Origin of the sequence: Micromonospora sp. URMC 103 (assembly GCF_051386435.1) — a bacterium.
Taxonomy (GTDB): Bacteria; Actinomycetota; Actinomycetes; order Mycobacteriales; family Micromonosporaceae; genus Micromonospora.
The window spans coordinates 1051873-1065349 of record NZ_JBPQTR010000006.1 but is presented as its reverse complement, the minus strand read 5'-3'; the positions used below and the strand labels follow the sequence as shown (position 1 = coordinate 1065349).

The window sequence follows — 13477 nt, the reverse complement described above, 5'->3', positions numbered from 1 at the left end:
CGGCACCCGTAACGGTATGAAGATCACTGCGTTCCGGCGCTCGGGCTGCCGGACGGATCGGGTGGCGGCGGCGACGCCGTGCCGAGCGGTTCGCCCTCGACGACCGGCCCGGCCAGCTCGACGGACGCGGGCGCCGGGCCGGGTGGACCGGCAAGCGTGAGCGTGCCGTACTCGGTCTTCACGGCGGTCGGGGTGCCGTCCTGGTCGTAGCAGTAGATGCCCACGTCCAGAGGGGCGTTCAGCGAGGCCGAGGTGGTCTCCACCGAGTAGCAGACCCCCGCCACGCCGTTCGGTGCCTGCGCGGGCGACACCGCGAGCGGGGCGCGCCGGTCGGTGAGCACGTCCAGCCAGTCGGTGAAGGGGTGCTGCACCCGGGGGTCGAGCCGGCGGGGAAGGGTGTCGTCGCGGTCGCCGAGGCGTACGCAGCTCGGCGGCTCGGCACGGGCGGCCGAGGGCAGGGCGCACTGGAAGAGCCCGTCCGCGGTGGCGGCCAGCGAGACGTCGGCGGCGCCGCCGAGCGCGCCGCCGGGCACGTCGACCCGCCAACTGCCGTCGTTCGCGCTGGTGACCAGGATCGTCCGGGCGGTCTCCCCGTCCCGGGTGAACGTGTAGCGAGCGGTGAGGTGCCGGTCCTGGGCGGCGGCCGCGAGCGCGGCCAGCTCGTCCCGGGCCGCGTCCACGGTCACCGGCGCCGGATCGCTCGGCGGGGGCGCCGGGGGCGGGTCGGCGGCACAGGCGGCCAGCAGCAGCGGCAGGGCGAGCGCGGACGCGCCGAGCGCGCGAGCGCCGCGGGCGGGCGATCCGGGCCGGACCCGGCCGGTCGTACGCCGGGCGAGGGCGGGCCGCTCGGTCGTACGTCGGGCGAGGGCGGGCCGGTCGGTCGTACGCCGGGCCGCGCGGGGAAGGGCGGACACCGGCCCATTCTGCGGTGCCCGCGCGCCCCGCGGTGGCCCGGCGCACCCGCACGGGACCGGCGTGTCGTGCCGACGGCGTGCGGGGCGGCCGACCTGCGGCGCCCGCGACCGGCGGACCCCGGGGTGGGCCGGATGGTGGGATCACCTGACCCGGCGGAGCGACCGGCCGGATACCCTGAGGAGGTCTGACACGCGCCGCCGGCCCCGTCCGGCGGCGTCGGCACGCTCAGGGTCACCGGGAGGGAGTGCACCGTCGTGGCACTCGTGGTGCAGAAGTACGGCGGGTCCTCCGTCGCCAACGCCGAGCGGATCAAGCGGGTGGCCGAGCGGATCGTGGCGGCCCGCAAGGCCGGCGACGACGTCGTGGTGGTGGTCTCCGCCATGGGCGACACCACCGACGAGTTGCTCGACCTGGCCAATCAGGTCAGCCCGCTCCCGCCGGGCCGCGAGCTCGACATGCTGCTCACCGCCGGTGAGCGGATCTCGATGGCGCTGCTGGCCATGGCCATCCACAACCTGGGGTACGAGGCCCGCTCGTTCACCGGCTCGCAGGCCGGTGTGATCACCACCTCGGTGCACGGCCGGGCGCGGATCATCGACGTCACCCCGGGCCGCCTCAAGGGCGCGCTCGACGAGGGCTCGGTGGTGATCGTCGCCGGGTTCCAGGGCGTCAGCCAGGACACCAAGGACGTGACGACGCTGGGTCGCGGCGGCTCGGACACGACGGCCGTGGCGCTGGCCGCCGCGCTGCACGCCGACGTCTGTGAGATCTACACCGACGTGGACGGCATCTTCAGCGCCGACCCGCGCATCGTGCCGAACGCCCGGCACATCAAGCAGATCACCTACGAGGAGATGCTGGAGCTGGCCGCCTGCGGCGCCAAGGTGCTGCACCTGCGCAGCGTGGAGTACGCCCGGCGCGCGGGGTTGCCGATCCACGTCCGTTCGTCATACTCGACCAACACCGGCACGATGGTCACCGGATCGATGGAGGACCTTCCTGTGGAGCAAGCACTGATCACCGGGGTCGCCCACGACCGCAGCGAAGCCAAGATCACGATCGTCGGGGTGCCGGACGAGCCGGGCGCCGCCGCGTCGATCTTCGACACCGTGGCGGGCGCCGAGATCAACATCGACATGATCGTGCAGAACGTCTCCACCGAGGGCACCGGGCGCACCGACATCTCGTTCACGCTGCCCAAGACCGACGGTCCCACGGCGATGGCCGCGCTCAGCAAGATCCAGGAGTCGGTGAAGTTCAAGGGCCTGCTCTACGACGACCACGTCGGCAAGGTCTCGCTCATCGGCGCCGGCATGCGCTCGCACCCCGGTGTGGCGGCCGGTTTCTTCGCGGCCCTCGGCTCGGCCGGCGTGAACATCGAGATGATCTCGACGTCCGAGATCCGGGTCTCCGTGGTCTGCCGGGACACCGACCTCGACAAGGCGGTCCGCGCCATCCACGAGGCCTTCGACCTCGGCGGCGACACCGAGGCGGTCGTCTACGCCGGGACCGGGCGGTAGCGCCGGTGGCAGGTCTGCCCACACTCGCCGTGCTCGGGGCGACCGGCGCCGTCGGCACGGTGATGTGTGAGCTGCTCACGGGGCGGCGCAACGTCTGGGGAGAGATCCGGCTCCTCGCGTCCGAGCGCTCGGCCGGGCGGCGGGTGCGCTGCCGGGGCGAGGAGTTGACCGTCCAGGCGGTGACCCCGGAGGCGTTCGAGGGCGTCGACGTCGCCATGTTCGACGTGCCCGACGAGGTCTCCGCGCGGTGGGCGCCCACGGCGGTCGGCCACGGCGCCGTGGTGGTGGACAACTCCGGCGCCTTCCGCATGGACCGGGACGTGCCGCTCGTGGTGCCCGAGATCAACCCCGAGCAGGTGCGCAACCGCCCGAAGGGCATCATCGCCAACGCCAACTGCACGACGCTCGCGATGATCATCGCGGTCGCCCCGCTGCACCGCGAGTACGGCCTGCGCGAGCTGGTGCTCGCCTCGTACCAGGCGGTCTCCGGCGCCGGCCAGGCCGGTGTGGACACGCTGCACGCCCAGCTCGGCAAGATCGCCGGCGACCGGGTGCTCGGCTCCCGGCCCGGCGACGTCCGCCAGGCGGTCGGCGACGAGTTGGGCCCGTTCCCGGCCCCGCTGGCGCTCAACGTGGTGCCCTGGGCCGGCTCACCCGCCGACGGCGGCTGGTCGTCCGAGGAGATGAAGGTCCGCAACGAGTCGCGGAAGATCCTCGGCCTGCCCGACCTGAAGGTCTCCGCCACCTGCGTACGGGTGCCGGTCGTGACCGGCCACTCGGTGGCCGTGCACGCGGTGTTCGCCACCGAGGTGGACGCCGAGGGCGCCCGTGAGGTGCTGCGCAACGCCCCCGGCGTGATCGTGGTCGACGACCCGGCCGCCGGCGAGTTCCCGATGCCGATCGACGCGGTGGGCACCGACCCGTCCTGGGTGGGCCGGATCCGCCGGGCCGTCGACGACCCGCGCGCCCTCGACTTCTTCGTGACCGGTGACAACCTCCGCAAGGGCGCCGCGCTGAACACCGCCCAGATCGCCGAACTCCTCGCCGCCGAACTGACCCGCTGACCCCCGGGCGGGTCAGGCGGGGGCTAGGTGGACGCCGTCGCGGCCCTGGCGCTTCACGGTGTAGAGAGCCTTGTCGGCGCGGCGGAGCGTGAGGTCGGCGGACTCGCCGGGACGGGGAAGCGCCACCCCCACGCTGATGGTGCGGCCGGTACGCCGCGCCGCCTCGGTCAGCCGTTCGGCGATCCGGACCGCCTCCTCCGGGCGGTTCACCTCGATCACCGCCACGAACTCGTCGCCGCCGATCCGGTACAGCTCGTCGCCGTGCCGCAGCGCCCCCTCCAGCGCTCGGGCCAGGCCGATGAGCAGGCGGTCACCGGCCTGGTGGCCGTACGTGTCGTTGACCGTCTTGAAGCCGTCCACGTCGATGGCGAGCAGGGCCGTACGCCCCGGGGTGGCCGCCGCGATCCGCTTGCCGAACGGCCCCGTGTGCCGCAGCCCCGTGAGCGGGTCCGAGCTGGCCTGCTTCCGCAGTTGGTGAAGCGTGCGCAGCCGGTCCAGGCTGTTCCAGGTCTGCCCCGCGAGCAGCTCCATGAGGCTGACCGTGGTCGGGTCGGGCCGCAGCAGCCGCTCGTCGGCGACGAGCAGCACGCCACCGCCGTCCGGCGGGCCGAACGGGACCGCGACGAGCGTGCGCACACCGGCGCGGGCCAGCGGGGCGTACTCCTCGGTCGGCCGGTGGCCCGCCTCGCCGAGCGTGTAGCCGGCGCCGTAGCGGTGGACCCGGCCCACGATGCGCCCGAGCGCCGCCGGACCCGCCTCCGCCAGCTCGGCACGGATGCGGCCCTCCAACTCACCCGGTGCGCGCGGCGGCGCGCCGAGGCGGGTTCCGTCGCTGTCGGCGAGCACCAGCACGGCCGCCGAGAGCGTCGAGACGTCCCGCGCCGCGCAGATGACCGCGGTGAGCAGGTCCCGTTCGGTCGGCGCGGCGGAGAGCGCGGTGGCGTGCCGCAGCAGCTTCTCGCTCCGGCTCTCGGCGGGTGGGCCGCCGAGCGCCACGATCCACGCGCCCAGCCGGTCGGCCAGCCGCTCGGCGGTGGCCCGCCAGGGCGTGACGTCGACGGCCGTGCCCCACTGGAGGTCGAGCACCCCGATCGGCCGTCCGGCCGGGTCCCGCATCGGTACGCAGATCTCGGCGGTCACGTCCGGGCGGACCGGAAGGTAGTCGGGGTCGGCCGAGACGTCCGGCACGACGGCGGTCTCGCCGGAGGCGTACACCCGGCCGACGATCCCGGTCTTGGGCGGAACGGTCGCGAAGACCTGCCAGGCGCCGGTGGCCGCGACGCAGCGCAGGCGGTCCTGGGCCAGGAGCAGCACGGAGACGGTGGCGGGGGTGTGCCGGGCGAGCGCGGCGACCGTCCGCTGGCACGCCTCGATGGCGGTCGAGGCCGCGGGCAGGCTTGCCGTGACGTCACGGATGATCCGCTGGTGATCCACTCGCTCGTCGTCCAGGTAGGGGTGGGGGTCGGCCGGTACCGAACCTGCGATCAAGCGTACTCATGGCGTGAGCGTTGCCGGCCCACTCATGATCGCGCAGGATGTTCGTACACATGTTCTATCCACAGGCTGTGGACACCACCGGTGGACAGCGCGGGCCCACCGGCGGCCGGCGCGGCGATAGCGTGAAGTCCACGCCCGCGAGGAGGCCCCATGCTGATCGCCCAGCTCAGTGATCCGCACCTGACCACCGGCCCGCTCGCCGCCGAGCCCGCGGCGGGCCTGCACCGGGCGCTCGGCCGCGTGCTCGCGCTGCGACCCCGCCCCGACTGCGTGGTGATCACCGGCGACCTGGTCGCCAACGGCCGCCCCGACGAGTACCTCGCGCTGCGCGACGTGATCGGCCGCTTCCCGCTGCCCGTGCACCTCGTGTCCGGCAACCACGACGACCGCGAGTCGCTGCTCGACACCTTCGGCGGGACGCCCTGGCTCGGCGGCGGCTTCTCGGCGTACTACCACGTCGACCACGCGGCGGCGACCGTCGTCGTGCTGGACACCCTGGTCCCGGGCTCCGACGGCGGGCGGCTCGGCGAGGAGCAGCTCGGCTGGCTCGACGGGGTACTCGCCGGCCGGCCGGACGCGCCGGCGCTGGTGTTCCTGCACCATCCGCCGGTGGTGGTGGGCGTACCGGCCATGGACGCGCTCGGGCTCGCGGACGCCGACGCGCTCGCCGAGGTCGTCGGCCGGCACCGGCACGTGGTCCGGGTGGGTGCCGGTCACCTGCACCGGGCGGTCACCGCGGCGTTCGCCGGCACCGTCCTCACCACCGCGCCCAGCACCTGGCGGCAGGTGTCCTTCGACATGCGTCCCGACGAGGAGATCGGCTGGGTGGCCGAGCCCACCGCGTTCCTCCTGCACCTCGTCGACGGCGGCGGCTGCGTGACCCACACCATCCAGGTCAGCCACGCCGCCGGGCAGACCTGCGGCTTCTAGGAAAGGCGCCACGCCGTGCGTCCGCCCACGCAGGTCTGGTACGTCGCGTACGGGTCCAACATGCTCGCCGCGCGGCTCACCACGTACCTCGCGGGCGGCTGCCCGCCCGGCGCCCGGCGGACGTACCCGGGCTGCCGCGACCCGCGACCACCCCGGCGCACCACACCGGTCTGGCTGCCCGGCGGCGTCTACTTCGCGGGCGAGTCCCGGGCGTGGACCGGCGGCATGGCCTTTTACGACCCCGACCTGCCCGGCCGGGCGGCGGCCCGTGCGTACCTGCTGACGGCCGGGCAGTTCGCCGACGTCGCCGCACAGGAGATGCACCGGCCGCCCGGCGCCGACCTCGACCTTCTCGGCGAGGCGGTGACGACCGGCCGCGCCACGCTCGGGCCGGGCCGCTACGAGACGCTGGTCTGCCCCGGCCGGCGGGACGACCTGCCGCTGCTCACGTTCACCGCACCCGGCCCGGCGTCCGCGGTGCCCTGGACAGCGCCGGCACGGCACTACCTCGGGACGATCGCCCGTGGCCTGCACGAGGCGCACGGCTGGCCGGCCGCACGCGTCGCCGACTACCTCGGCGGGCGTCCCGGGGTGGCCGACGCCTGGGAACGCGGCGACGTCGAGGCGTTGGTCGCCGAGGCGCTCGCCGTTCCGCCCTCCCCTGTGGAGGCCGGCGTGGCGTCCCGTAACCCGGCGGCCACGCCGGGCCCGCCCCGCCGTGCGGCGCCGGTTGATCGGCGTATCCGCAGGTCTGATGTGCTTCCCTGAGTCGACCGGCGACCGGGAAGATGAGAGGCTGTCCCCGGACGGAGCAGCAACCCCCGCACGCTGCCGCCGAGACCGATCCTTCCGACGGTGCCGGTCGGCGCCCGGTCGACCCATCGTCCGGGCACCGTACGCGCCGAGTCCCATGAGGAGTTCCATGTCCATCCCCGGGATGCGTCGGGCCGCCGTCGGCCTGACCGCACTGGCGGTGGCCGCGTTCGGTGCGGTCACCAGCACCCCCGACCAGGCCGAGGCGGGCCCCAAGCCCGTCGACGTCACCCTGCTCGCGCTCAACGACTTCCACGGCAACCTCGAACCCCCGGCCGGCTCCAGCGGCACCATCGCCGGGCAGACCGCGGGTGGGGTCGAGTACCTCGCCACCCACCTCGCCGAGCTGCGCGAGGCGGCCACGAAGAAGAAGAACACCATCACGGTGGCCGCCGGTGACCTGATCGGCGCGTCGCCCCTGCTCTCCGCCGCGTTCCACGACGAGCCCACCATCGAGGCGCTCTCGATGGCCGGGCTGGACTACGCGAGCGTCGGCAACCACGAGTTCGACGAGGGCGCCGACGAGCTGCTGCGGATCCAGAACGGCGGCTGCCACCCGGTGGACGGCTGCGCGGACGGCACCCCGTACAAGGGCGCCGGGTTCCAGTACCTGTCGGCCAATGCGTTCAAGACCGCGACGGGCCGGCCGCTGCTGCCGCCGTACGCCATCCACAAGGTGGACGGTGTGAAGGTCGGCTTCATCGGGATGACGCTCGAGGGCACCCCGCAGATCGTCAGCCAGGAGGGCGTGGCCGGGCTGAGCTTCGCCGACGAGGCGGAGACCGCCAACCGGTACGCGCGCGAGCTGCGCCGCAAGGGCGTCCAGACGATCGTCGTCCTGCTGCACGAGGGCGGCGCGCAGGCGGCCACCGGTGGCATCAACGACTGCGTCGGCATGACCGGCCCGATCGTCGACATCGCCAACCGGATGGACCCGTCGATCGACGTGGTGGTCAGCGGGCACACCCACCAGGCGTACAACTGCAAAATCAACAACAAGTTGGTCACGAGCGCCAGCTCGTTCGGCCGCCTCGTCACCGACATCGACCTGAAGATCGACCGGCGCAGCGGCGACGTGCTCAGCGCACAGGCCGAGAACGTCGTCGTCACCCGGGACGTCGCCAAGGACCCGGCGCAGACCGCGCTGATCGACCGCTACACGACGGTCCTCGGCCCGGTGGCCGACCGGGAGGTCGGCGAGACCACCACGGCGATCACCAAGGACCAGGAGGGCCTCCTCGGCCCGTGCTCGGTCCAGGTGCCCGCCTCCTGCGGTGAGTCGCCGCTGGGCAACCTCATCGCCGACGCACAGCTCGCGGCCACCGACGACGAGCAGAACGCGGTCGCCGCCTTCATGAACCCCGGTGGTGTCCGGGCCAACCTCGACGCCGGTCCCGTCACCTACGAGGAGGCGTTCACGGTCCAGCCGTTCGCCAACAACCTCGTGACGCTCGACCTGACCGGCGCGCAGCTCTACTGCGTGCTCGAGCAGCAGTTCGTCACGGGCCGCATCCTCTACCCGTCGTCGACGGTGCGCTACGTCGTCGACGTCAACGGCACCACCGCTCCCGCAACCGACCCGTGCGCCGGCACCCGCGTGGTCCGGGGCAGCCTGACCCTGGGCGGGACGGTCGTCGACCCGGCCGCCACCTACCGGGTGACGGTCAACAACTTCCTGGCCGGCGGCGGCGACGGCTTCAGCGCCCTCACCGCCGGGACGAACCTGGTCACCGGCATGATCGACCTGGACGCCTTCGTGGCGTACCTGACCGCCGAGTCCCCGGTCTCCGCCCCGGCGCTGGACCGGATCCGCACCACCGCCGAGCCCGCCTGACGGCCGGCCCCCGCAACCGAACGGGCCCCGGAGCACACGCTCCGGGGCCCGATTCGTGTACGGGCTCTGTTGCCGACCCTCCGCCCGGGCTCCCATGTCGACGGGGTCCCGGGCTCCCGTCTCGACAGGGCACCCGGGCTCCCGTGTCGACCTGGGCCCGTCTCGACCGGGCACCCCGGGCTCCTCTCGGCCTGGGCCCGTCTCGACCGGCACCCGGGCTCCTGTGTCGACCTGGGCCCCTCTCGACCGGGCAACCGGGCTCCTTTGTCGACCTGGGCCCGTCATGATCGTGCTCGATCCCGGAAGTAGTGGCCTTCTGCCCGCTCCGAGGCCACTACTACCAGGATCGAGCACGATCTTGCTGAGGCCGCGGCTGTGGCTGTGGCTGTGACGCGCATCCGTGCGCGCGCATGTGAGTGCGGCAGGCTGCGGGTGCGGGTGCGGGTGCGGGTGCGGGTGCGGCTGCGGGTGCGGGTGCGGGCGAGGGCGCGGCGGGAGCGGGAGTGCCTCGCGGGCGGTGGGCGTGGGCACAATGATCCGAGCAACTTCCCGGAAAGTGCTGCCTCGGAGGCCAGGGAGGCAGCACTTTCCGGGAAAGTGCTCGGATCTTGCAGCAGCGCATGCGGCAGCGCTTGCGGCGGGGCATGCAGCAGCGCATGCAGCAGCGCATGCGGCGGGGCGCGGCGGGGCGACAGGGCCTGCGGCCGTGGCCGCCCCGCTTCGTGGGTCAGGCGTGCGCGGGCTGGGGTTCGGTGGACGGCGCGACGAGCGGGCGCAGCCCGTCCTGGCTCGGATTCAGCAGCCGGCGCAGGGAGAGCGCGACCAGCGAGGCGACCAGGCACCCACCGACGACGGCCGCCACCCACACCTTTCCGTCGGCAGCGCCGATCAGCGGGCCGGCGGTCACGGGGCCGACCACCCCGCTGATGCCGAAGATCATGGAGCTCATGGCGTTGTAGCGGCCACGCAACTCGTCGGTGGCGAGCGCGTTGGTCAGCGCCGGCATCATGGGGGACAGCATGGTCTCGCCGAACCCGAAGATCGCGGAACAGGCCACCACGCAGAGGGCGGCGACCAGCGCGTTGCGGGTGCCCACGAGGCCGGCGGCGCCGAGGACCAGCCAGGCGGCGGCGAAGACGGCACCCACGGCGGCGAGCGCACGGGTGCGGCTGCGCCCCTCCAGACGACGGATCACCACGAGCTGGGCGAGCACGATCATCACGGTGTTGGCGGCGAGAGCCCACGCCACGATCCGGGGGCTCACCTCGGCGACCCGCACGGCGTACGCCGTGAAGCCCACCTCGATCTGCGCATAGCCGCAGGTCGTGAGCACCAAGCCGAAGATCACGAGGCGACGGAACGGGCGGTCCCGCAGCACCGTGAAGTAGCCCCCGCTCGACGACTGGCCCTCCGACGGGCCGGCGGTGAGCCGGTGGCCGACGGTGGGGAGCGTGAGCAGGATGAGCGCCGGCATCAGGTAGCTCACCGCGTCCAGCAGGTAGATCATCTGGAAGGTCACCGGCCGGGTGGTGTCGACGACCGCGCCCGAGATCAGACCGCCGACACCGATGCCGAGGTTGAGCAGGGCGAAGTTCAGCCCGAAGACCCGCTGCCGTTCGCCGTCGTCGGTCAGCGAGGCGAGGATGGTGTTCTGCCCCGACCAGATGGCCGAGCTGCCGATCGCGATCACGGTCATCACGAGGAAGGCCGACGCGGTCGAGTGGACGAGCCCCAGCGCGCCGGTGCCCACGGCCTCGACCACCAGGCAGGGAAGCACCACCCGGCGGGCGCCGAACCGGTCGATGAGGGTGCCGCCCAGCGGCGACAGGACGAGGGTGACGGCGCCGTACCAGCCGATCACCAGGCCGGCGCGGGCGTCGGTGAGCCCCCGCACGTCGGTGAGATAGATGAACAGGAACGGCAGGGTGAGGCCGCGCCCGACCGCGGAGAGCAGTGTGCCGACGAGGATCCGGCGGGCTTCCGGGCGGCGGGGTAGGGCGCGGCGCAGCATGGGGCGATTCTCTTCGGCGGGTACGACGATGTGCGAACGGTTTACCGTCCTCCGCTCCGGGGTGGCACGCAGCGCGTGACGAAGCCCACGCCGGTCGGTGTCGGTGCGGCCTGCGATGCTGACCCCGTGACCACCACCTGGCGCCATCTGCCCGCCTCCGCCCGCGAGATCGCCGTGAGCGCCGCCGACGCCGTGGGCGCCGCCGGGCGACGGGACGTGCCGGCGTACGACGAGGCCGTGGCCCGGCTCGCGGCGGCCGACCGGTCCGGTCTGGTCCTCGGCGCGGTGGTCCGGCTGCTGCTCGAGGAGAGCCACCCGGACGGCCTGGACGGTGACGACGTGCGCGGCGTCCTGGAACGCTGCGTCCGCGGGGCCGCGCAGTGGCGTCCCGACGTCGACCCCCACGTGCTGCTGGTGCTGCTCGCCGGCGCTCTGGGGGTGTACGACCCGGACGGCGACGAGTCCCCGCCGGGGCCGCCGGCGCTCGCCGCGCACGCTCCGCTGCTCGTCGCCGACCTGCTCGCCGCCACGGGCCGGCCGCTCGACGGCTACCTCACGGCGGCGTTCGCCGAGATCGAGCGCGCCGAACGGCAGGACTGACCGCCGGCGGGCCGTGCCGCGCCGGCCGGTTCGCGGAACGGGCGTGGCGTGCCACGTCGCGGCAGGAAGATGGCGGCATGCGCATCCTCCGGTCCAGGTACGAGCAGACCGGGGAGACGCACCGTACGACGAGCTTCGAGATCTTCTTCGATCTCGTGTTCGTGTTCGCCCTCACCCGGATCGTCGCGTTCATGGCGGAGCCGGCCACGGCCGTCACCATGGGCCGCGGGCTGCTGCTGTTCCTGCTGCTCTGGTTCTCCTGGTCCGCGTACGCCTGGTTGGGCAACGAGGTCCGGGCGGACGTCGGCGTGGTCCGCACCGGCACCCTGGCCGCCATGACGGCCATGTTCGTGGCGGCCCTCGTCATCCCCGACGCGTGGCAGCGCGACTCGACGGGCGGCGTACCCGCGCCGCTGGTCCTCGCCCTCTCCTACGCGGCGGTCCGGCTGCTGCACCTCCTGCTTTACCTGCACGTCTCCCACAGCCCGCAACTCACCCGTACGCTGCGGCAGAGCGCCATTCCGGGGGTGCTGGGGTGGCTCCTGCTGGTGGTCGGTGCGCTGGCCGGCGACGGGTCCACGCAGACCGCGCTCTGGGCGCTGGCCTTCGTGGTCGACGTCGGCGGCGGCCGCTTCGCCAACCGCTACAGCCCCTGGCTGTTGCGGAGTGCCAGTCACTTCGCCGAGCGGCACCGCCTGGTCCTCATCATCGCCATCGGGGAAGCGCTGATCTCCATCGGTGCCGGGGCGGGCGCCCGGATGACGACCTGGGCGGTGCTCGCGGCGGCACTGCTCGGCTTCGCCACGGCGGTCGGCCTGTGGCGGCTCTACTTCGACCGGCTCGCGCCCGCGCTCGAGGACGCGCTGGCGGGGACGCCGACCCCACGCCGGGGCACGGTCGCCAGTGACACCTACAGCCTCGCGCACTTCCCCCTGATCGCCGGCATCATGTACGTGGCGCTCGGCATCGAGCAGGCGCTCGCCGCGCTCAGCCACGCGGCCCCGGTGAACGCGCACGGGACCCTGGGAATGCCGGGGGTGGTCGCGCTCTACGCCGGAGCCGCCACGTACCTCGCGGGCCGGGCGCTGGTCGCGCGGCTCTCGACGGGCCGGGTCACGCTGCCACCGCTCGTCGGGGCGGGCCTGCTCCTGCTGCTCCTGCCGGTGGCCGGCCTCCTGCCGGCGCTCGCGGCGCTCGCGCTCCTGGTGACGGCGCTCGCCGTGCAGGTCGCGGTGGAGGTACGCCGGCCGGCCGTGCGCGACAGCCAGCCGGCGACCTGACCGACGGCGCACCGGGGGTCGACGGGCCCGGAGGGGAACCGTCGGGTTGACTCAGGCTGCCGTCGGCTGGCCCCGGCCGACGACCGGCGACCACTCGCGTACCGACACCACCGTGACGCCCGGCGCGGTGTAGTACGGGTCCTCGCCGAGGATCTGGTCCACCCGAGCCCGGTCGCCGGTGAAGATGAGCAGGGCGCCCGAGTCGTCGGCCCAGGGGCCGGCGGCCAGCACCTCGCCGGCCGCGTACAGCGCCTGCAACCGTTCCCGGTGTGCTGGGCGGGCTTCGAGGCGCCGCGGATCGTCGCTGAAGGCGAGTTCGACACAGATCATGACGAGTACGGTATGCGGCCGACCGGGCCGCCGTTGTCCCGCCCGATACGCGTTCCGCCGGATTGACGAACGAGGCGCTCCGCCGCCCGCTACCGCGTCAACCGCTGCCGGACCCACTCCGGGGCGGGGTTCACGGCCGACTCGCCGCCCGCCGTCACGGTGGGCACCGTCTCGTCGCCACCGGTGACGGCGCGGACCGCTGCCGCTCCGGCCGGGTCACGCCAGATGTTGACCCAGTACGCTCGCCGGGCGCCGAGACCGAGCCGGAGCCGCAGCCGGATGCAGTAGGGGCAGCCGGGCCGCCAGTAGACGACGGGCCGGCCGTCCGACGCGCTGCGCGCCTGCGCCTGCTCGGCCGTCACCGAGCGAGGGAAGGCCACCGGAGACACGAGGAGCGCCAGCACCGCGAAGATCACGAGCCAGACGGCGCCGAGGCCCGGCCGTGTCTGGGCGAACAAGAGGAACACGCCACACAGCAGCATCAGGCCGGCGAGCCACCAATTCCGCAGCATGCCGTCGGATGCTAGCGAAGGCGGGTGCTCCTGATGGATCCGCACCGGTCGGGCGGGGCAGTCGTCGCTTCACTCTTCACGTCGGTAGCGGTAGACGAGCCCCTCAGCTGATCGGCCGCCTCAGGGAATGCAGTGATGCCGGAAACGAATCAAGGCCCCTCGTGTGAGGGG

At 73.6% G+C, this 13477-nt stretch carries 12 protein-coding genes; 7 read left to right on the top strand and 5 right to left on the bottom strand.

What is annotated here, in order from left to right; translation table 11 throughout:
* Positions 1 to 23: 23 nt before the first annotated feature.
* On the bottom strand, positions 24 to 914 hold the full coding sequence (locus tag ACSNOA_RS31280; RefSeq protein WP_436663350.1) for a hypothetical protein: 891 nt from the start codon (positions 912 to 914) through the stop codon (positions 24 to 26).
* Positions 915 to 1169: 255 nt separating this feature from the next.
* On the opposite strand from ACSNOA_RS31280, the gene ACSNOA_RS31275 reads away from it, so the two are divergent.
* Positions 1170 to 2435, top strand: a complete 1266-nt coding sequence (locus tag ACSNOA_RS31275) for an aspartate kinase (protein WP_436663349.1) — start codon at positions 1170 to 1172, stop codon at positions 2433 to 2435.
* Positions 2436 to 2440: 5 nt separating this feature from the next.
* Positions 2441 to 3499 (top strand): aspartate-semialdehyde dehydrogenase, encoded by a 1059-nt coding sequence (locus tag ACSNOA_RS31270; protein ID WP_436663348.1) that lies wholly within the window; start codon positions 2441 to 2443, stop codon positions 3497 to 3499.
* Between the two features lie 12 nt (positions 3500 to 3511).
* On the opposite strand, the gene ACSNOA_RS31265 is transcribed toward ACSNOA_RS31270, so the two are convergent.
* Positions 3512 to 4933, bottom strand: a complete 1422-nt coding sequence (locus ACSNOA_RS31265) for a diguanylate cyclase (protein WP_436663436.1) — start codon at positions 4931 to 4933, stop codon at positions 3512 to 3514.
* A gap of 213 nt (positions 4934 to 5146) precedes the next feature.
* Between ACSNOA_RS31265 and ACSNOA_RS31260 the strand changes: the two genes are divergently transcribed.
* From ACSNOA_RS31260 to ACSNOA_RS31250, 3 genes are all read left to right on the top strand, one after another.
* Positions 5147 to 5926 carry a phosphodiesterase gene (locus ACSNOA_RS31260; protein WP_436663347.1) on the top strand — a complete coding sequence of 260 codons (780 nt, stop codon included), beginning with the start codon at positions 5147 to 5149 and terminating at the stop codon, positions 5924 to 5926.
* 15 nt (positions 5927 to 5941) lie between these two features.
* The gene (locus tag ACSNOA_RS31255; RefSeq protein WP_436663346.1) at positions 5942 to 6694 is read left to right on the top strand and encodes a histone deacetylase; all 753 of its coding nucleotides are present in this window, start codon (positions 5942 to 5944) and stop codon (positions 6692 to 6694) included.
* Between the two features lie 154 nt (positions 6695 to 6848).
* The gene (locus ACSNOA_RS31250) at positions 6849 to 8573 is read left to right on the top strand and encodes a bifunctional metallophosphatase/5'-nucleotidase (protein WP_436663345.1); all 1725 of its coding nucleotides are present in this window, start codon (positions 6849 to 6851) and stop codon (positions 8571 to 8573) included.
* Positions 8574 to 9300: 727 nt separating this feature from the next.
* Here the strand turns inward: ACSNOA_RS31250 and ACSNOA_RS31245 are convergent.
* A complete protein-coding gene (locus tag ACSNOA_RS31245; RefSeq protein ID WP_436663344.1) occupies positions 9301 to 10584 on the bottom strand; it encodes an MFS transporter in 1284 nt (427 codons plus the stop codon).
* A 126-nt stretch (positions 10585 to 10710) separates the two neighbouring features.
* On the opposite strand from ACSNOA_RS31245, the gene ACSNOA_RS31240 reads away from it, so the two are divergent.
* Positions 10711 to 11184 (top strand): hypothetical protein, encoded by a 474-nt coding sequence (locus tag ACSNOA_RS31240; RefSeq protein WP_436663343.1) that lies wholly within the window; start codon positions 10711 to 10713, stop codon positions 11182 to 11184.
* Between the two features lie 77 nt (positions 11185 to 11261).
* A complete protein-coding gene (locus ACSNOA_RS31235) occupies positions 11262 to 12464 on the top strand; it encodes a low temperature requirement protein A (RefSeq protein WP_436663342.1) in 1203 nt (400 codons plus the stop codon).
* 51 nt (positions 12465 to 12515) lie between these two features.
* On the opposite strand, the gene ACSNOA_RS31230 is transcribed toward ACSNOA_RS31235, so the two are convergent.
* Both ACSNOA_RS31230 and ACSNOA_RS31225 read right to left on the bottom strand, forming a co-directional pair.
* Positions 12516 to 12794: a YciI family protein gene (locus ACSNOA_RS31230; RefSeq protein ID WP_436663341.1), complete on the bottom strand. Its 279-nt coding sequence runs from the start codon at positions 12792 to 12794 to the stop codon at positions 12516 to 12518.
* An 89-nt stretch (positions 12795 to 12883) separates the two neighbouring features.
* Positions 12884 to 13306, bottom strand: coding sequence for a glutaredoxin domain-containing protein (locus tag ACSNOA_RS31225; RefSeq protein WP_436663340.1), 423 nt, complete (start codon positions 13304 to 13306; stop codon positions 12884 to 12886).
* Between the last annotated feature and the right edge of the window lie 171 nt (positions 13307 to 13477).

Bases quoted from the DNA above. Each gene is read 5' to 3' on its own strand.
- ACSNOA_RS31230 (WP_436663341.1), bottom strand. From the start codon at position 12,794: ATGATCTGTGTCGAACTCGCCTTCAGCGACGATCCGCGGCGCCTCGAA.
- ACSNOA_RS31225 (WP_436663340.1), bottom strand. From the start codon at position 13,306: ATGCTGCGGAATTGGTGGCTCGCCGGCCTGATGCTGCTGTGTGGCGTG.
- ACSNOA_RS31245 (WP_436663344.1), bottom strand. From the start codon at position 10,584: ATGCTGCGCCGCGCCCTACCCCGCCGCCCGGAAGCCCGCCGGATCCTC.
- ACSNOA_RS31250 (WP_436663345.1), top strand. From the start codon at position 6,849: ATGTCCATCCCCGGGATGCGTCGGGCCGCCGTCGGCCTGACCGCACTG.
- ACSNOA_RS31235 (WP_436663342.1), top strand. From the start codon at position 11,262: ATGCGCATCCTCCGGTCCAGGTACGAGCAGACCGGGGAGACGCACCGT.
- ACSNOA_RS31260 (WP_436663347.1), top strand. From the start codon at position 5,147: ATGCTGATCGCCCAGCTCAGTGATCCGCACCTGACCACCGGCCCGCTC.